15 protein-coding genes are annotated in these 17,334 nt (G+C 59.4%); 6 read left to right on the top strand and 9 right to left on the bottom strand.

Features of this window, described 5'->3' with window-relative positions:
* Nucleotides 1-148 precede the first annotated feature (148 nt).
* The 3 genes from ACP3TY_RS19215 to ACP3TY_RS19205 all read left to right on the top strand — a co-directional run bounded on the left by ACP3TY_RS19215 (nt 149) and on the right by ACP3TY_RS19205 (nt 2,206).
* Nucleotides 149-895: a tRNA-uridine aminocarboxypropyltransferase gene (locus ACP3TY_RS19215; protein ID WP_426618221.1), complete on the top strand. Its 747-nt coding sequence runs from the start codon at nt 149-151 to the stop codon at nt 893-895.
* Nucleotides 896-1,118: 223 nt separating this feature from the next.
* Nucleotides 1,119-1,769 (top strand): response regulator transcription factor ErdR, encoded by a 651-nt coding sequence (gene erdR, locus ACP3TY_RS19210; RefSeq protein ID WP_053117733.1) that lies wholly within the window; start codon nt 1,119-1,121, stop codon nt 1,767-1,769.
* 74 nt (nt 1,770-1,843) lie between these two features.
* Complete coding sequence (locus tag ACP3TY_RS19205; RefSeq protein ID WP_053117735.1) at nt 1,844-2,206, top strand: diacylglycerol kinase; 363 nt, start codon at nt 1,844-1,846, stop codon at nt 2,204-2,206.
* On the opposite strand, the gene ACP3TY_RS19200 is transcribed toward ACP3TY_RS19205, so the two are convergent.
* Nucleotides 2,203-3,129 carry a LysR family transcriptional regulator gene (locus ACP3TY_RS19200; RefSeq protein WP_053117737.1) on the bottom strand — a complete coding sequence of 309 codons (927 nt, stop codon included), beginning with the start codon at nt 3,127-3,129 and terminating at the stop codon, nt 2,203-2,205. The two genes, ACP3TY_RS19205 and ACP3TY_RS19200, sit on opposite strands and share 4 nt — an antisense overlap.
* A 133-nt stretch (nt 3,130-3,262) precedes the next feature.
* Between ACP3TY_RS19200 and fpr the strand changes: the two genes are divergently transcribed.
* Nucleotides 3,263-4,042: a ferredoxin-NADP reductase gene (gene fpr, locus ACP3TY_RS19195; protein ID WP_007908723.1), complete on the top strand. Its 780-nt coding sequence runs from the start codon at nt 3,263-3,265 to the stop codon at nt 4,040-4,042.
* Between the two features lie 230 nt (nt 4,043-4,272).
* On the opposite strand, the gene tsaA is transcribed toward fpr, so the two are convergent.
* The 4 genes from tsaA to ACP3TY_RS19175 all read right to left on the bottom strand — a co-directional run bounded on the left by tsaA (nt 4,273) and on the right by ACP3TY_RS19175 (nt 7,244).
* A complete protein-coding gene (gene tsaA / locus ACP3TY_RS19190; protein WP_426618220.1) occupies nt 4,273-4,971 on the bottom strand; it encodes a tRNA (N6-threonylcarbamoyladenosine(37)-N6)-methyltransferase TrmO in 699 nt (232 codons plus the stop codon).
* A 122-nt stretch (nt 4,972-5,093) separates the two neighbouring features.
* Nucleotides 5,094-5,864, bottom strand: coding sequence for an SDR family oxidoreductase (locus ACP3TY_RS19185; protein WP_159813158.1), 771 nt, complete (start codon nt 5,862-5,864; stop codon nt 5,094-5,096).
* Between the two features lie 129 nt (nt 5,865-5,993).
* A complete protein-coding gene (locus tag ACP3TY_RS19180; protein ID WP_158830785.1) occupies nt 5,994-6,461 on the bottom strand; it encodes a DUF1456 family protein in 468 nt (155 codons plus the stop codon).
* 72 nt (nt 6,462-6,533) lie between these two features.
* Nucleotides 6,534-7,244 (bottom strand): rRNA pseudouridine synthase, encoded by a 711-nt coding sequence (locus ACP3TY_RS19175; protein WP_159813160.1) that lies wholly within the window; start codon nt 7,242-7,244, stop codon nt 6,534-6,536.
* 406 nt (nt 7,245-7,650) lie between these two features.
* Here ACP3TY_RS19175 and ACP3TY_RS19170 point away from each other — a divergent pair, with 406 nt between their 5' ends.
* Nucleotides 7,651-8,646: an IS110 family transposase gene (locus tag ACP3TY_RS19170; protein WP_426617800.1), complete on the top strand. Its 996-nt coding sequence runs from the start codon at nt 7,651-7,653 to the stop codon at nt 8,644-8,646.
* A gap of 36 nt (nt 8,647-8,682) precedes the next feature.
* On the opposite strand, the gene ACP3TY_RS19165 is transcribed toward ACP3TY_RS19170, so the two are convergent.
* Together ACP3TY_RS19165 and rimO are read right to left on the bottom strand one after the other, a co-directional pair.
* Nucleotides 8,683-9,156: a GNAT family N-acetyltransferase gene (locus ACP3TY_RS19165; protein ID WP_426618219.1), complete on the bottom strand. Its 474-nt coding sequence runs from the start codon at nt 9,154-9,156 to the stop codon at nt 8,683-8,685.
* 223 nt (nt 9,157-9,379) lie between these two features.
* Nucleotides 9,380-10,717 carry a 30S ribosomal protein S12 methylthiotransferase RimO gene (rimO, locus tag ACP3TY_RS19160; protein WP_426618218.1) on the bottom strand — a complete coding sequence of 446 codons (1,338 nt, stop codon included), beginning with the start codon at nt 10,715-10,717 and terminating at the stop codon, nt 9,380-9,382.
* A gap of 355 nt (nt 10,718-11,072) precedes the next feature.
* Between rimO and ACP3TY_RS19155 the strand changes: the two genes are divergently transcribed.
* Nucleotides 11,073-12,914 carry a potassium transporter Kup gene (locus tag ACP3TY_RS19155; protein WP_400649148.1) on the top strand — a complete coding sequence of 614 codons (1,842 nt, stop codon included), beginning with the start codon at nt 11,073-11,075 and terminating at the stop codon, nt 12,912-12,914.
* A 397-nt stretch (nt 12,915-13,311) separates the two neighbouring features.
* On the opposite strand, the gene ACP3TY_RS19150 is transcribed toward ACP3TY_RS19155, so the two are convergent.
* A complete protein-coding gene (locus ACP3TY_RS19150) occupies nt 13,312-14,607 on the bottom strand; it encodes a virulence factor family protein (RefSeq protein ID WP_212549565.1) in 1,296 nt (431 codons plus the stop codon).
* Entirely contained in the window at nt 14,607-17,246 is a 2,640-nt protein-coding gene (gene mprF / locus ACP3TY_RS19145; protein ID WP_426618217.1) for a bifunctional lysylphosphatidylglycerol flippase/synthetase MprF, read from the bottom strand. The genes ACP3TY_RS19150 and mprF overlap by 1 nt, the downstream gene beginning before the upstream one ends.
* Nucleotides 17,247-17,334: the final 88 nt, after the last annotated feature.

Genomic DNA, 17,334 nt, shown 5'->3' with positions numbered 1-17,334 from the left:
CGGGGCTGTGCGTTCAGTGGCGCCGAATTATAGGGGAGCCGGTCGGGAGGGTACAGGCTTGTCCCCGTTGCTCTGGTAAACTGCCGGCCTTTATTGCCTGCCGAGTGCTGTTCGTGTCGAGTTTCCCTGTCTGCCGGCGTTGCCCGCGATGAACCATGCCCCGAATGCCGTCGCCCGTTTGCGCGACCAGCGCGAAGATGAAGGCATCAAGCCGATTCAGGCCCGTGGCTTTCGCTCCGAGCGCTGCCGCGATTGCCGGGTGATCATCAGCCATTGCCTGTGCGCCTGGCGGCCGAGCGTTGAAACGCGTTCAGGCGTGTGCCTGATCATGACCGGCAAGGAAGTGTTCAAACCAAGCAACACCGGTTGGCTGATTGCCGATGTCGTGCGCGATAACCATGCGTTCATCTGGTCGCGCACTGAGCCCGATCCGCAGATGCTGGCGCTGCTCAACGACCCGCAATGGCAGCCGTATCTGGTGTTTCCCGGCGAATACGTCGAGCCGTCGCGGGTGACCAACACGGTCGCGCCCGATAGCAGCAAGCGCCCGCTGTTTATTCTGCTGGATGCGACGTGGACGGAAGCGCGGAAAATTTTCCGCAAGAGCCCGTATTTCGATCGCTTGCCGATCTTGAGCCTGCTGCCCGACAAACTCTCGCGTTATCGCCTGCGCCGTTCCACCCGCAGCGAGCACCTGTGCACCGCCGAAGTCGCAGCGCTGTGCCTGGAGCTGGCCGGCGACGCGGATGCCGCCTCGGCGCTGGACGCCTATTTCGATGTGTTCAGCCAGCATTACCTCGGCGCCAAGCAACAGCTCGACATGAATGAATCCACCCCCGCGCACGCCGAGTTGCTGCCCTATATACGAAAGCCGCAGCCGGAGTGGGCGCAATAGTGGCCCATACTGTCGCTACCGGCGGCCTTGCTGCTTGACCACCCAGTCTTCGCTGGGCATGCTTGGCGCCGATTAGGGTGCGGCCAAGGTTTGAAACGCCGTCTTTGCTGGTTATTGGCGTTGAACGTGCCCCTTTGGATACCGCTTGCAAGCGGCATCTTGAGTTGCTTTGGCCAGACCCGACTGCATCGGGTCTGCCATCAAAAACAGGATCATTTGAAAAATGGCCACATACGACATCCTGATTGCCGATGATCACCCCCTGTTTCGTAGCGCCCTGCATCAAGCGGTGACGCTGGGCCTCGGCCCGGATGTGCGACTGGTGGAGGTGGCGAGCATCGCCGAACTGGAAGCGCGCCTGACCGAAAAATCTGACTGGGATCTGGTGCTGCTGGATCTGAACATGCCCGGCGCTTTCGGGTTTTCCGGGTTGGTCATGCTGCGCGGGCAGTATCCGCAGATTCCGGTGGTGATGGTGTCGGCTCAGGAAGAAGCCTCTGTGGTGGTCAAGTCCCGTGAATTCGGCGCCAGTGGCTTTATTCCCAAATCCAGCGACCTCAGCGTGATTCAGCAAGCCGTGCGCAAAGTGCTTGATGGCGATGTGTTCTGGCCGCCGCAAGCGTTCGAAGCAGTCGCCGTGTCCGACGAAGCCAAAGCCGCCAGCGATGGCCTCGCGAGCCTGACGCCGCAGCAGTTCCGCGTACTGACCATGGTCTGCGAAGGCCTGTTGAACAAGCAGATTGCTTACGAATTGAGTGTGTCGGAAGCGACCATCAAGGCCCACGTCACGGCGATCTTCCGCAAGCTGAATGTGCGCACCCGCACGCAGGCTGCGTTGCTTCTGCAACAACTTGAGTCAATTCCGAGTCAATAAAGCCTGGCGCCTTCACGCTTTTTTGACTTTTGTTGATCTAGCTTTCTCACTCCTCTTTGGTTGGTCTCAACGTTATGTCACCTTTCAAGGGCCAGACCGGCCTGAAACGCATCCTTAATGCCTCCGGTTATTCACTGGACGGTCTGCGCGCAGCTTTCACCGGCGAAGCGGCGTTCCGCCAACTGGTGTTGCTCAACGTGATCCTGATCCCGGTGACGTTCTTTCTGAATGTCAGCCGTGTTGAACAGGCGCTGTTGATCGCGGTGTGCCTGCTGGCGTTGATCGTCGAGCTGCTGAATTCGGCGGTCGAAGCGGCCATCGACCGTATCTCGCTGGAACTGCACCCATTGTCGAAGAACGCCAAGGACATGGGCAGCGCCGCGCAATTCGTCGCGCTGAGCATGATCGGTCTGGTGTGGGCGGTGATTCTGCTTTAAGCGATCGTCGGCAAGACGATCTCGTCGCTGCGCTGAACCCCGGCGGTGAAAGCGCGGCACAGTTCCAGAAACTCGCGCATCGCCGAGGTCTGGTATTTCTGTTTGTGCCAGATGAAGTAGAACTGCCGCGCCAGATCCAGATCCGGCGTTTCCACCGGCACCAGACTGCCGCGCCGGAACGCATCACGCAGCGCCAGTCGCGAGATGCAGCCAATCCCCAGCCCTGATTCCACCGCGCGTTTGATCGCTTCGGTGTGTTCCAGCTCCAGACGGATATTCAGCGCGCTGCGATGATGACGCATGGCCTGATCGAAGGTCAGCCGCGTGCCGGAGCCTTGTTCGCGCAGAATCCACGCCTCGTGCGTCAGCTCTTCCATGGTTGCGGTGCCGCGTTTGGCCAAGGGATGCTGCGGCGCGCAAAACACCACCAGCTCATCCTCAACCCAACTCTGCACTTCGATGTCCGGGTGGCTGCAATCGCCTTCGATTAGACCCAGATCAATTTCGTAGTGGGCAACTTGTTGCACGATATTGGCAGTGTTCTGCACGTGCAGCTTCACCTGACTTTCCGGGTGGCGCTGCATGAAACTGCCGATCAACAGGGTCGCCAGGTAATTGCCGATGGTCAGCGTGGCGCCGACAGACAGCGAGCCGAAACCGGATTTGCCGTTGAGCAGGTCTTCGATTTCCTTGGCCTGATCGAGCAGGGCCACCGCCTGTGGCAGTAGCTGTTTGCCGAGGGCGTTGAGGCTCAGCCGTTTGCCGGCGCGGTCGAACAGCTGGCAGCTGGATTGGCGCTCAAGCTCGGTGATCGAAGTGCTGGCAGCCGACTGCGAGAGGTTGAGCAGACCCGCAGCACGGGATACGCTTTCCTGCTGGGCGACGGCGACGAAGACTTGCAGTTGACGGAGAGTAAATCGCATATCGATATAACCGATAACCCTTATCTTAATAATCCAGTTAACAGATATTGTCGTCGCTATTAGAATGCGATGCAATTGCGCACCGTCGCCTTCAAAAGCCAGCGCAGACCCAATCTCCAGGAGTCAAACGTACATGAGCAACATGAACCACGAGCGTGTCCTCAGTGTTCATCACTGGAACGACACTCTGTTCAGCTTCAAGTGCACCCGCGATCCGGGCCTGCGCTTCGAGAACGGTCAGTTCGTGATGATCGGCCTGCAACAGCCTAACGGCCGCCCGCTTATGCGCGCTTACTCGATCGCCAGCCCGAACTGGGAAGAGCATCTGGAGTTCTTCAGCATCAAGGTGCAGGACGGCCCGCTGACCTCGCAGCTGCAGCATTTGAAGGAAGGCGACGAGATCATCATCTCGAAAAAGCCTACCGGCACCCTGGTTCTCGATGACCTGAACCCGGGCAAGCACCTGTACCTGCTGAGCACCGGCACTGGTCTGGCGCCGTTCATGAGCGTGATTCAGGATCCGGAAACCTACGAGCGCTTTGAAAAAGTGATCCTGGTTCACGGCGTACGCTACGTCAACGAAGTCGCCTACCGCGAATTCATCACCGAGCACCTGCCGCAGAACGAGTTCTTCGGCGAAGCGCTGCGTGACAAGCTGATCTACTACCCGACCGTGACCCGCGAGCCGTTCGAGAATCAGGGCCGTCTGACCGACCTGATGCGCAGCGGCAAGCTGTTCAGCGACATCGGCCTGCCACCGATCAACCCGCAGGACGACCGTGCAATGATCTGCGGCAGCCCGAGCATGCTCGACGAGACCAGCGAAGTGCTTGATAGCTTCGGCCTGAAGATCTCGGCGCGGATGCGCGAGCCGGGTGATTACCTGATCGAGCGTGCGTTCGTCGAGAAGTAAGCTGTTCAGGTGACGCAGAGCGTCAACGGATGCATTCCCACGCAGAGCGTGGGAACGATCAGCCCCCACTGCCTGCAAAGGCAATGGGGGCTTTTTTATGCCCGAAACATTTCCTTCATGCCTGCCACAATCCATGTAGGAGCTGCCGAAGGCTGCGATCTTTTGATCTTGCTTTTAAGATCAAAATCAAAAGATCGCAGCCTTCGGCAGCTCCTACATTGACCGAGGTCTCAGGCTGCGGCAGGGATAACTTCGAGCACGCGAATCTGCTCAGGCGTCGGGTAATGCCAGCGCACGTCCAGATCCCAGAACTGCGCACCGTATTCACGCTCTGGCACCGGGGTCTGATACGCCGGACGCGGATCCTGGGCCAGACACTGTTCAATCAACGCAACCAACGGCTCATCAAGGCGCTGAGCGTGTGTGTGCGCTTGTTTCAGTGCCGAGTCCGTCCACTGCACGTCAATCAGCTGCGGTGCCGCGCTGGCGATGCTGTTGGAGGCTTCGGGGATGATATCGGCATAGGGCACGTAGGGTTTGACGTCGAGAACCGGCGTGCCGTCGAGCAAATCGATGCCCGAGATGAACAGGCGATCGGCTTCAACCTTGTCCAGTTTCACTACAGACTGACCGATGCCGTTGGGTCGGTGAGTCGCGCGGGTGGCGAACACGCCCATGGACTTGTTGCCGCCCAAGCGGGGTGGGCGGACTTTCAGGCGTGGTTTTTCTTCGAGTGCTTGGTGGAACAGGAACAGCAACCAGACGTGACTGACCTGTTCCAGACCTTGCACGGCGTCACCTTGATCGAACGGCGCCACCAGTTCCAGCACGCCACGGGCGGCGGGGGCCAATTGCGGCTGGCGCGGGATGGCGAATTTCTCCTTGAAGCAGGAGCGCACGAAGCCGATGGGGGAGACGCTGTAAGTCATGGTTTGCATTCGAAGCGGGGCAGGGTGGGAATGATGCACTAAAGATCAAAAGATCGCAGCCTTCGGCAGCTCCTACAGGGGCGCGTCGATCCCATGTAGGAGCTGCCGAAGGCTGCGATCTTTTAAAGGCTAAACCCACCATCCAGCGGAATAATATTCCCGGTCATATAGGCCCCGGCGGTACTCGCCAGGCTGATCGCCAACGCCGCCATTTCTTCCTCACGCCCCCAACGCTTCATCGGGATCACCGCCGTGTCCTCAGCCAACGCCTTCTCATCATTGCCAATGTGCTGAGTCATCTTGCTCGGAAACCTTCCCGGTGCGATCACATTGACATTGATGTGCTGGCTCACCAGCTCCCGCGCAAGAATCCGTGACAATTGGTGCAGGGCAGCCTTACTCGGCCCGTAGGCATAAGCCTGTTCACCAAAGGAAGAAATCCCCGCCACCGAACCAATATTGATAATCCGCGCCGGATTCGCCGCTGAGCCTGCCTTGCGCAACAACGGTAGAAACTGCTGGATGCAGGTGAACACCGACGTCACGTTGAGCTGCATGACCTTTTCCCAGCCCTTGACCGGGTAACTCTCCAGCGGCGCGCCCCACGTGGTGCCGGCATTGTTTACCAGAATATCCAGATGGGTGATTTGCTCGCCCAGACGCGCTGCCAGTTCCTGCACGCCTTCTTCAGTCGCCAGATTCGCTGCCATGCCGTAGCAAGTACCCAAAGCGCTGAGTTCTTCCGCGGTTTGATGACAGGCTTCGGCGTCGCGCGAGCAGACATAAACACGCGCGCCAGCCTCGACGAAGGCTTTGGCGATCATTTTGCCGATACCACGGGTGCCGCCGGTCACCAGAGCGGTGCGGCCTTGCAGGGAGAAATACGGGTGCATGGCGAGTCCTGAGGATTAGGGATCAGTACACTCTAGGCCATGCGGCCAGCTTCGAGTTGCAAGCTACAAGCGGCAAGTAGAAGCGAAGTGGCAACTTGCAGCTTGCAGCTCGAAACTTGTAGCTGCTGTTTACGCTCTCACGCGCAGCGTGAGCCCCTTGAGGAAGTTGCGCAGCAACTGGTCGCCGCACGGGCGGTAGTTGGTGTGGCCAACCTTGCGGAACAACGCGCTCAGCTCAGGCTTGGACACCGGGAACTCGGCAGCCTTGAGGATCGCGTGCATGTCGTCTTCTTTCAATTCGAAGGCTACGCGGAGCTTTTTCAGGATGATGTTGTTGGTCACCGGCACTTCGATCGGCTGCGGCGGACGGCTTTCGTCCTTGCCTCGTTTGAAGATCACCAGGCCGTCGAGGAAGTGTGCGATGACTTCGTCCGGGCAGCGCACGAAACCTTCTTCGTCTTCTTCTTTCTTGTCGAGCCAGGTCAGCACGTCAGCGAGTTCTACGTCCATGCCGCCGAGTTTGATGATTTCGACAACTTTCTTGTCGCTGATGTCGAGCATGTAGCGCACGCTGCGCAATACGTCGTTATGAATCATGTGAGTAATCCTGATAAGCGTTGTGGGCAGCACGCGGGCGCGCTGCCGGAATGTGTGGCGGCAGTGGAAGTCTTAGAACTTCTCTTTGCCGGACAGGTAGCGCCATTGGCCGACCGGGACTTTGCCGATCGAGACGCCGCCGATGCGGATGCGGCGGATGCCGATGACCTTGAGGCCAACCGCTTCGCAGAACTGGGCGATGATCCCCGGCTGCGGGTTTTTCATGGCGAAGCGCAGGCGGTTTTCGTTCTGCCAGCTGGCCTTGACCGGCGGCAACTCCTTGCCCTTGTGGGTGAGGCCGTGCTGCAAGCGGTTGAGGCCGTGGGCGACCATGTCGCCTTCAACTTCGACTACATATTCCTGCTCGATCTTCGCAGCGTCGGCGGTGAGCTTGCGCAGGATTTTCCAGTCCTGAGTAAACACCAGCAGGCCACTGGCCTTGGCTTGCAGGTCGGCGCTGGCGGTCAGGCGCAGGAAGTGGCCGCGCAACGGGCGTTTGCCATAGCGGTGTTCTTCGCTGAGGGTGTCGATGCTCAGCGATTGCATGGCGCTTTCGACGTCCATGCCGGCCGGCGCGTTGAGCAGGATAGTCACCGGCTCCGGCGCGGTGGCCTGGGCGTCCTTGTCGAGCTCGACCTTCTGGTCGCCGACCTTGAACTGCGGTTCGTCGATGACTTCGCCGTCCACGGTGACCCAGCCGCCCTCGATGAACAGCTCGGCCTCCCGGCGGGAGCAACCGACCAGTTCAATGAGGCGTTTGGAGAGGCGAATCGGGTCAGTCATGACAGGGCCGTAACAAAAAAGGGGTGGGCATTGTACCTGTGTGGCGCCGGTTAAGCCCGGTTCCATTTGTAGGAGCTGCCGAAGGCTGCGATCTTTTGATCTTTAAAAAGCAAAGATCGCAGCCTTCGGCAGCTCCTTGTATGTTGCCCTCACACCAGTCAATTGAGATCTAGGCTCACTGGTGCGGACATACGAAGATGTTTTTCTGGGGGAGACCGATCGCTCCTAAAGGCAGGACTTGCTCCTGACCTTGTCTGTAGAGAGGTCCCCCCGCCTCATTGCCCACCACGAAGAGTATCGAGAAGCCGACGAGTCGGACTTCGCATTACAAGGTTGCAGTGGCATGAAGTTCGAGGTCAGGGGAACCAGGAAGCATTTTTAACCCAGTTCACTCGGAGTTGAAAGCATGAGCATGCATGTCGGTTTGGATGTGGGGTCTCGCACGACCGCCATGGGTTGGCGTAACGACGGTCGTTTTGCAGGCGCCTGCAACATCGACCAAACACCCGCAGGGCGTAAGGCGGCGATCAACAAGTTGCTCGAACTCAAGCCTTTATCCGTGGTGATGGAAGCCACCGGCATCTATTACCTGGATTTGGCCATGGAGCTCGCTGCGGCGGGTTTGCCCGTTTCGGTTATCAATCCGAAGAGCTTTCATAACTTCGCCAAGCTGATGCTGAAAAACAGCAAAACCGATGCAATCGATGCCCAATTGCTAGCTGAATACGGCGAGCGCATGAGCCCAAGATTGTGGACTCCACCTACAGCCATACAGCTGGAGTTGCGGGCTATCGGAAGGCATATCAATCGTCTGACATGTCATCGCACCCGAGCCAAGAACGAGCTGCATGCGCTGAAGGCTACTCAAACAACCCTGACGATGTTGATTGAAGACGAAGAAGAAGCCATTGAGGCCTTCGACAAGCGAATCGAGCGTTTCAGGCTCGCAGGCCGGGCACTGATCGACAATTGCCCGACGTTAAGCGCCCAGTTCGGGCACATGATCGCAGCGCCGGGGATGGGCGAAATTTCAGTATTTGCGGCACTGGCTGAATTGACGACTTTGCCGGTGACGCTTAAATCCGCGCAGGTCAGCCGACATGCAGGACTCGATGTGCGGCTTACGCAATCAGGTACCAGCATCGATAAACCTGGGCGGATAAGTAAGGGCGGAAACGCCTACCTACGCTCAGCGATGTATATGCCAGCGCTGACCGCCATTCGTTGCGACAGCAACGTGAAAGCCTTTTACGAAGCGCTGATCGGGCGAGGAAAGAGAAAGATGCAGGCGATCGTCGCCGTCATGCGCAAATACCTGACCGGTCTGTGGGCTTGCATGCAAGCCGGAGAAGATTTCGATACGGCCAAGCTTTTTAGCGCAAAAGACCTCGCAAAAGCTTGACCGTAAACAGAGTATCTACAGGGGTACGGTTGTGGGTCAGGCGTGGCTTGAGCGTTGCTGATTTTGCCGCAAACGCATATGCAGCAACGGATACGGCTGGCCCATGCCATCCACTTCAGAGCGGCCGATCACCTCAAAACCCTGCTTGCAGTAAAACCCCAGTGCCTGCGGGTTCTGTTCGTTGACGTCCAGCTCATCGGCGTTCAAATGCTGCATCGCGTAGTTGAGCAGCTTCTTGCCCAAACCTTGGCCGCGAAATTCGGGATCAATGAACAGCATCTCAATCTTGCCCGCCGCAACCCCGGCAAACCCGGTGATGCGCTGGTCGGCGTCCTTGGTGCAGATCAGCATCACCGCATCCAGATAGCGGGTCAGCACCAGATTACGCAGCAGCTCGATGTAGCTGTCCGGCAGAAAGTCATGGGTGGCGCGAACCGAGGCCTCCCAGACCTGGGTCAGTTCCTGATAATCGCTGAGTTTCGGCGTGTGGATAACCGAGTGGTGACGCATGCCCGTTGGCCTCTTGTTCGTTCAGGGGAGTCCGTCCCCCGATAAACGATAGCCGTAAAAAAGCCCCGCATCTTGGAAAAAGAGCGGGGCTTTTGAATTCAGCGCTATCCCGAATCCCTGTAGGAGCTGACGAGTGAAACGAGGCTGCGATCTTTTGATCTTGTTTATCGAGATCAAGATCAAAAGATCGCAGCCTTCGGCAGCTCCTACAGGGTATGCGGTGTTAGATCTGTTCGGCCCACAGATCGTATTCGTCAGCGTCGGTGACTTTGCACCAGACCTTGTCGCCCGGCTTCAGGTTGCTGCCGTTGTCGATAAACACGTTGCCGTCGATTTCCGGGGCATCGAAGAAGCAGCGGCCAACTGCGCCTTGCTCGTCGACTTCGTCCACCAGCACTTCGATTTCACGGCCGACGCGCATTTGCAGACGTGCCGAGCTGATCGCTTGCTGGTGCGCCATGAAGCGATCCCAACGATCCTGCTTGACCTCGTCCGGAACGATCTCCAGATCCAGATCGTTGGCCGGAGCGCCTTCCACCGGCGAGTACTGGAAGCAGCCGACGCGGTCGAGCTGGGCTTCGGTCAGCCAGTTGAGCAGGTACTGGAAGTCTTCTTCGGTTTCGCCCGGGAAGCCGACGATGAAGGTCGAGCGGATGATCAGATCCGGACAGATTTCGCGCCAGTTCTTGATCCGCGCCAGGGTCTTGTCTTCGAACGCCGGGCGTTTCATCGACTTCAATACTTTCGGGCTGGCGTGCTGGAACGGGATGTCCAGGTACGGCAGGATCTTGCCGGCGGCCATCAGCGGGATCAGCTCGTCAACGTGCGGGTACGGGTAAACGTAGTGCAGACGTACCCAGACGCCCAAAGTGCTCAGCGCTTCACAGAGTTCGGTCATGCGGGTTTTCACCGGCGCGCCGTTCCAGAAACCGGTGCGGTATTTCACGTCAACGCCGTAAGCGCTGGTGTCTTGCGAAATAACCAGCAACTCTTTAACGCCGGATTTGACCAGACGCTGAGCTTCGTCGAGCACATCGCCGACCGGACGGCTGACCAGTTTGCCGCGCATCGACGGGATGATGCAGAACGAGCAGCTGTGGTTGCAGCCTTCGGAAATCTTCAGGTAAGCGTAGTGACGCGGGGTCAACTTGATGCCTTGCGGCGGCACCAGGTCGATCAGCGGGTTGTGATCTTTACGCGGCGGCACGACTTCGTGCACGGCGTTGACCACTTGCTCGTACTGCTGCGGACCGGTCACGGCCAGCACGCTCGGGTGCACGTTGCGGATGTTGCCTTCTTCCACGCCCATGCAGCCGGTGACGATCACCTTGCCGTTTTCCTTGATCGCTTCGCCGATCACTTCCAAAGATTCAGCCTTGGCCGAATCGATGAAACCGCAGGTGTTGACGACTACAACGTCGGCGTCCTGATAGGTGGACACCACGTCATAACCTTCCATGCGCAGCTGGGTCAGGATGCGCTCGGAGTCGACCAGTGCTTTCGGGCAACCCAGAGATACAAAGCCAACCTTTGGATTGGCCGGCGCAGGAGTGGTGGACATGTCTAACCTCGGTATTTTGTGACGTCGCTTGCGCAGTGCGAAAGCCGACGGATGGGCGCTTAGGGCGCGCCTCTGATCAAAAAGTGCGCAATTCTAGCGGCGAGAAGCGCACTTGACCAGCTTTATGCCGGGAAATACGACGAGTGCTGCGCTATGCTTCGCGCCGTTGGGCTTTACCAATTTTTTACAGTCAACAAATCGTCTGTAACAACAGGTAAATCAGCGCATCATGCTGCACGACAAAGCATAGTGCTTCATTGAAAAGAAGCCGGTTCCGGTAAGTCAGGAGTGTTGGATGGGTCAGGCAAGTAGTCATGCGGCAGGCGCCGAGGGTTCGGCAACCAAGCCGCTGAGTATGCTGGTCGCGGCGGTCGGGGTGGTTTACGGCGACATCGGCACGAGCCCGTTGTACACCCTTAAAGAAGTGTTTTCCGGCGGCTACGGTGTGCCCGTCAATCACGACGGCGTGCTGGGCATTCTGTCGTTGATCTTCTGGTCGCTGATCTGGGTGGTTTCGATCAAATACATGATGTTCGTGCTGCGCGCCGACAACCAGGGCGAGGGCGGCATCATGGCGCTCACCGCATTGGCAAGGCGAGCGGCAGGGCATCGCAAAAAGCTGCGTTCATTATTGGTGGTTTGCGGACTGATCGGCGCTGCGCTGTTTTATGGCGACAGCATGATCACCCCGGCGATTTCCGTACTCTCGGCGATTGAAGGTCTGGGGCTGGCATTCGATGGCATTGACCATTGGGTGGTGCCGCTGTCGCTGGTCGTTCTGGTCGGGTTGTTCCTGATCCAGCGCCACGGTACCGCGCGGATCGGCATTTTGTTCGGGCCGATCATGGTCACCTGGTTCCTCGTCCTCGGCGCGCTTGGTGTGTATGGCATCAGCCACACCCCAGAAGTGCTGCATGCGATGAACCCGATGTGGGCGGTGAATTTCTTCGTCGTTCATCCGGGCATGGGCGTGGCGATCCTCGGCGCTGTGGTGCTGGCGCTGACCGGTGCCGAAGCGCTGTACGCCGACATGGGCCACTTCGGTCGCAAACCGATTGCCCGCGCGTGGTTCATTCTGGTGTTGCCGGCGCTGGTGCTCAACTACTTCGGTCAGGGCGCTTTGCTGCTGGACAACCCGGAAGCGGCGCGTAACCCGTTCTACCTGCTGGCGCCGAGCTGGGCGTTGATTCCGCTGGTCGGTCTGTCGACCATGGCCACGGTGATCGCCTCGCAAGCGGTGATTTCCGGCGCGTTCTCCCTGACCCGTCAGGCGATTCAGCTCGGCTACATTCCGCGCATGTACATCCAGCACACCTCCAGCGCCGAGCAGGGCCAGATTTATATTGGCGCGGTGAACTGGGCGTTGATGGTTGGCGTGGTGTTGTTGGTACTCGGCTTCGAATCGTCTGGCGCACTGGCCTCGGCCTACGGCGTGGCGGTTACCGGCACGATGCTGATGACCACCATTCTGGTGTCGGCAGTGATGCTGCTGCTGTGGAAATGGCCACCAATCCTTGCCGTGCCGGTGTTGATCGGTTTCCTGCTGGTGGATGGTCTGTACTTCGCCGCCAACGTGCCGAAGATCGTGCAGGGTGGTGCATTTCCGGTGATCGCCGGTATCGCCCTGTTCGTGCTGATGACCACCTGGAAGCGCGGCAAGCAACTGCTGGTCGATCGCCTCGACGAAGGCGCGCTGCCGCTGCCGATCTTCATCAGCAGCATCCGCGTACAACCGCCGCATCGCGTGCAGGGCACTGCGGTGTTCCTCACCGCGCGCTCCGACGCCGTGCCGCATGCGTTGTTGCACAACCTGCTGCACAACCAAGTGCTGCATGAGCAGGTGGTGTTGCTGACAGTGGTCTACGAAGACATTCCGCGCGTGCCGCCATCGCGACGTTTCGAAGTGGAAGCGCACGGGGAGGGCTTCTTCCGGGTGATCCTGCACTTCGGCTTCACCGATGAGCCAGACGTACCGCAAGCGCTGAAGCTGTGTCATCTGGATGATCTGGACTTCAGCCCGATGCGCACCACCTACTTCCTCAGTCGCGAAACGGTGATTGCCTCGAAGCTGGAAGGCATGGCGCGTTGGCGAGAGGCGCTGTTTGCGTTCATGTTGAAGAATGCCAATGGGAACTTAAGGTTCTTCAATCTGCCGCTGAATCGGGTGATTGAGTTGGGGACGCAGGTGGAGATGTAAGCTTGGCCCCATCCGAAAAGCCCCCGGTAGCCTTGTGGCTGGCGGGGGCTTTTTTGTGCCCGAACACATTGCTTGAATACTGCACCAATCCCCCTGTGGGAGCGGGCTTGCTCGCGAAGGCGGTGGATCAGCTACCGGAGATGTCGTCTGACACAACGCCTTCGCGAGCAAGCCCGCTCCCACAATGATTCTGGGTATTTCCTGTATCCCGTGATCAACGCAATCCTCCTGTAGGAGTGAGCCTGCTCGCGATAGCGGTGTGTCAGTTGGCAAATAGGTGGCTGACACTCCGCTATCGCGAGCAGGCTCACTCCTACAGGGGGTTGGGGTGATCCTCTGAATGTAAAAAGCCCCCGCCATCGTGAGATGGCGGGGGCTTTTTTAAGGACGCTTCAGATCACTCTTCCGCGACCTGGCTCGCCGCCTGACGCTTCTCGATCAAATCCACCAAGCGCTTGGCCAGCGCCGGGTAGTTCTCGTCGAAGTGGTGGCCGCCGGGCAGTTTCACTGCTTCACCGACTGCGGTCTTGTCGGTGCAACCACTTTCATCCGCCTCTTCTTCGCCATAGATGCAGATCACCTTGGCCGGTGGCAACTTGGCCATTTCCGGGCCGGTGGCGGCTTCTTTGCCGGCGTTGCCGAGCCAGCCTTCGACTTCGATTTCGAAGCTGCCGGTGCGGGCGAAGGCGAGCAGGATGATGGCGTCTACGCGTTGCTGCTCGGTGTCCGGCAGGCGGTTGTAGATCGCCGGTAGAACGTCGGCGCCGAACGAATAACCGGTGAGGATGAAGCGTTTGGTGCCCCATTTCTGCCGGTAGTGCTGCATTAATTCACTCAGATCCAGTGCGCTTTGCTCCGGGCTCTTGTGCTGCCAGTAGTAGCGCAGGGTGTCGATGCCGACCACCGGGTAGCCGATCTTGGCCATTTCACCGGCCACATCGCGGTCGAGGTCGCGCCAGCCGCCGTCACCGGAGAGGAACAGGGTGACAGTGTCTTTGGCCTGACCGGCCGGCACTTCCACCACCGGAATCGCCAGACCGCCGTTAGCCTTGTCGCCGCCAACGAGGATTTTGCGCAGTTCGTTGTTCAGCACTTGCGGCAGGTTGATGTCGTAGTCGCTGATGCTGGTTTCGGCGTTCGGTTGATCGCGCACGAAACCTGCGCTGGCGTCGTCCGGGTTGTCGTTCCACGCTGCCAGCCAGTGGCCGTGGGCAGCGGATTTCGGCAGCAGGTGCGTGCAGCCCCCTTTTTCCAGGGCGAGGTCGACGGAGATGGCTTGGGCCTTGTCGTCTTTCTGTTCCGCCAGCCAGCGCCAGGCCAGCACGGCGCCCGGGCCGATGCCGCTGACCAGAGTGGCCGGGCCGTTCAGCTCGCGCAGGCCGGTTTGCAGGGCGCGGCTTTGTTGCAGGCAGTCCTTGGGCAGAATCACCTGAACGATCTGCGCCGAGGCACTGCGGCTCAGGGTGGTCAGTTGATTGTCGGTCAGCTTCTGGTCGCTATTGACCGCCACCAGCACCTGCGCCTTGGGCTTGGTGCCGGGGATGATGCGGGTCAACACGGTGCCGTCGGCTGCCGTAATGGGTTCGAGCGTCGGTTCCGGTGCCGGGCGTTTGAGGTACCAGTAACCGCCGCCGGCAATCACGGCCAGCACAATCAGTGCGGCCAGGATGTACTTCAGGGAGCGTTGAATCATCAGCGTTTCACCAATCCAGTCAAGCCGCCCGCGATCAGGGCAGCAGTGTCGGCCAGCGCCACCAACGGATCGAGTCCGGCGGGCACGGCCATATAACGGGGTTCCCAGTCAGGCTGGAACTTGTCTTTGAAGCGGCGCAAGCCTTGGAAGTTGTACAGCTGCTCACCACGGCGGAAAACCATCGAGCCCAGACGCTGGGTCAGCGGTGCACCACGGCGGGGTTGCAACCCCGACAACGGCACCATGCCCAGGCTGAAACGCGCGTATCCGTGACTCTTATAATGTTGAATCAGGCCGACCATCATGAATTCCATGGTCAACTTCGGCGCGTCCGGGTGCGCGCGCATCAGGTCGAGACTGGCCAGATCATGGCTGAACGTCTCAAGCAGGTTGGCGAACGCCACCGGGCGACCTTCGAAGCGAATCACCGCGATGCGGAAATGCTTCAGGTATTCGTCGCTGAAACGGCCGAGGGAGAAACCTTTCTCGCGCACGTTCTTGCCGGTCAGCCAGGCATCGGAAATCACTTTCAGCTCATCCATCGGCGCCTGGCCCGGCTCGTGGATCTCCAGCGACAGACCGTCGCGGGTGCCTCGGTTCCAGGTGTAACGCAGATCCTTCATCTCTTTGCCCTTGGCTTCCAGGTCAAAGCGATGCAGATCGACGCGGGCTTCTTCGCCGAGCTTGATCGCGGTCAGGCCGATGTCCATGTAGTACGGCAGGTTCTCCGCGCGTACCTGATAGAACACCGGGCGCGCATGGTAGATGTCGCAGAGGTCGCGGAACTGCCAAATCATTTCGGCGCGTTGCTGGCTTGGGCCGATCGGGTCGTACAGCGCCACCAGGCTGCGGCCACGACGGGCGTACATCAGAAACGCCTCGTCGTTGGGGTGGAACAGCAACGCCTTGTCACCGGTCAGCGCGAGGCCGCCGTCGGGTTGCGAAGAGGCCATCAAAATCTTCGAGGCGCGCTCCAGCTCATCCGGCGTCGGCAAGTGAATGACCGGGCGCGCAGTGCGCAGCAGCCAGGTCAGGGCGATCACCAGCAACAACACCGCAGCGCCAAGCAGCGAACGCAAGCCACGCGGTGCATCAGCGTCGAGGGTGAACTGCCACCACAACTGATGGCTGTAAGGAACGTCCTGATAGGCGAACAGCAGCAGCCAGGTCGATGCACCGAGAACGCACAGGCTGGCGACCAGATACAGCGGCGAGAAGGGCAGTTCGGTCAGGCGGCTCGGTCGGTAGAACGAGCGACGGAAAACCCCCAGCAACGCGGCGGTGAGGGTCATCAGTGTGGCTTCTTCCCAGTCGAAGCCTTTAAGCAGCGAGAGCAGGGCGCCGACCAGCAACAGAATGGTGGTCAGCATCCATGCTGCCGACAGGCGACGGCGCAGGCCTTGGGCGAGCATCAGGCACAACACGCCAATCAGGCTGGCGCCGAAGTGCGAAGCGTCGACAAGGCGATGTGGAATCAGAAAACCAATGTGCTCAAGACGCGTGTCGATTTCAGGAGTGGCGCCAGAAAACAGCAGCACCACACCCGATAAGAACACCAGCACCGCAAGGATCGGCGCGGCCAAACCTGAGGCAGCGCGCATCGTTTGCGATTGGAACAGGCGCTGACCTTCGTTGATCAGCAGCACCACGCAGGCCACCAGCATTGGCAGCACCACGTAAATCAGGCGATAGAGCAGCAGCGCAGCAGCCAGCGGTGCGGCGCCGAGTTTGTCGGCAAACGCTGCCAGCAGAATCGCTTCGAACACGCCAACGCCGCCCGGCACATGGCTGAGCACGCCAGCGGCAAGGGCGAGCAGATACACCAGCAGGAACGCGCCAAACGGTGGCGCTTCGGGCAGCAGCAGATACAGCACGGTCGCGGCGGCGGCGACGTCGAGTGCGGTGATGAGCAGTTGCAGGAAAGTCAGACGTCGACCCGGCAGACGCAAGGTGCGGCGACCGACCCGAACCAGCAGGTTATCGCGCAACGGCTGCTCCGGCAGACGCCGACGATAGATGCCGATCGCCAGCACCGCGCCAAGCAACAGGACGACAGCGGCAACTGTGCCGAGCAGACCTTCGGACAGACCGAGTGCCGCAGAGGCAGCGGGCAGGTCACTCAGCGTCGCCAGCGCAGCCAGTGGCGGTAGCGCGCAACCCAGCGACAGGCTGGCGAACAGGGTCATGTGCGCGACTTCCGCCGCCCCCAGACCATGCCGTGCATATAAACGATAGCGAACCGAGCCGCCGGACAGCAGCGACAGGCCAATAGCGTTGCCAATCGCAAACGCGGTGAAACCGCCCATCGCCAGAGTACGCGGCGGCAATGTCACGCCAGCATAGCGGCTGGCCGACCATTCATAGCCGAGCAGAATAATGAAGCCGACCACCGTCGCACCGAAAGCGCCGAGCAGGGCGGGTTTCGGTACCTCGAGAATCGAGTCGTGCAGAGCGTCGAGATCAAGCTCGGCCAATAGATGGCGACAGGCAATCAGCGCAATGGCGAACAGCAGCAACGTAACGGCCAGACCAATTGGCTGACGGTATTTGCTCAAACGATCCAGCAAGCGCAAACGCTCTGGCTTGATCGGATGTTCCGCTGTGACGGTGTCTTGTGGATCAGACGAGTTGGCGCGCATCAATCACCTCTTGGATTGTGCGCGACAGGATGGAGGTATCCAGCCAAGTTACCAATCCCTGTAGAAAAAAATAATCACAAAATACTAC

Origin of the sequence: Pseudomonas rustica (assembly GCF_049959085.1) — a bacterium.
Lineage (GTDB): Bacteria > Pseudomonadota > Gammaproteobacteria > Pseudomonadales > Pseudomonadaceae > Aquipseudomonas > Aquipseudomonas rustica.
This window is presented reverse-complemented; position numbering and strand designations above follow the sequence as displayed.

Bases quoted from the DNA above. Each gene is read 5' to 3' on its own strand.
- ACP3TY_RS19215 (WP_426618221.1), top strand. From the start codon at position 149: ATGAACCATGCCCCGAATGCCGTCGCCCGTTTGCGCGACCAGCGCGAA.
- erdR (WP_053117733.1), top strand. From the start codon at position 1,119: ATGGCCACATACGACATCCTGATTGCCGATGATCACCCCCTGTTTCGT.
- ACP3TY_RS19205 (WP_053117735.1), top strand. From the start codon at position 1,844: ATGTCACCTTTCAAGGGCCAGACCGGCCTGAAACGCATCCTTAATGCC.
- ACP3TY_RS19200 (WP_053117737.1), bottom strand. From the start codon at position 3,129: ATGCGATTTACTCTCCGTCAACTGCAAGTCTTCGTCGCCGTCGCCCAG.
- fpr (WP_007908723.1), top strand. From the start codon at position 3,263: ATGAGCAACATGAACCACGAGCGTGTCCTCAGTGTTCATCACTGGAAC.
- tsaA (WP_426618220.1), bottom strand. From the start codon at position 4,971: ATGACTTACAGCGTCTCCCCCATCGGCTTCGTGCGCTCCTGCTTCAAG.
- ACP3TY_RS19185 (WP_159813158.1), bottom strand. From the start codon at position 5,864: ATGCACCCGTATTTCTCCCTGCAAGGCCGCACCGCTCTGGTGACCGGC.
- ACP3TY_RS19180 (WP_158830785.1), bottom strand. From the start codon at position 6,461: ATGATTCATAACGACGTATTGCGCAGCGTGCGCTACATGCTCGACATC.
- ACP3TY_RS19175 (WP_159813160.1), bottom strand. From the start codon at position 7,244: ATGACTGACCCGATTCGCCTCTCCAAACGCCTCATTGAACTGGTCGGT.
- ACP3TY_RS19170 (WP_426617800.1), top strand. From the start codon at position 7,651: ATGAGCATGCATGTCGGTTTGGATGTGGGGTCTCGCACGACCGCCATG.
- ACP3TY_RS19165 (WP_426618219.1), bottom strand. From the start codon at position 9,156: ATGCGTCACCACTCGGTTATCCACACGCCGAAACTCAGCGATTATCAG.
- rimO (WP_426618218.1), bottom strand. From the start codon at position 10,717: ATGTCCACCACTCCTGCGCCGGCCAATCCAAAGGTTGGCTTTGTATCT.
- ACP3TY_RS19155 (WP_400649148.1), top strand. From the start codon at position 11,073: ATGCTGGTCGCGGCGGTCGGGGTGGTTTACGGCGACATCGGCACGAGC.
- ACP3TY_RS19150 (WP_212549565.1), bottom strand. From the start codon at position 14,607: ATGATTCAACGCTCCCTGAAGTACATCCTGGCCGCACTGATTGTGCTG.
- mprF (WP_426618217.1), bottom strand. From the start codon at position 17,246: ATGCGCGCCAACTCGTCTGATCCACAAGACACCGTCACAGCGGAACAT.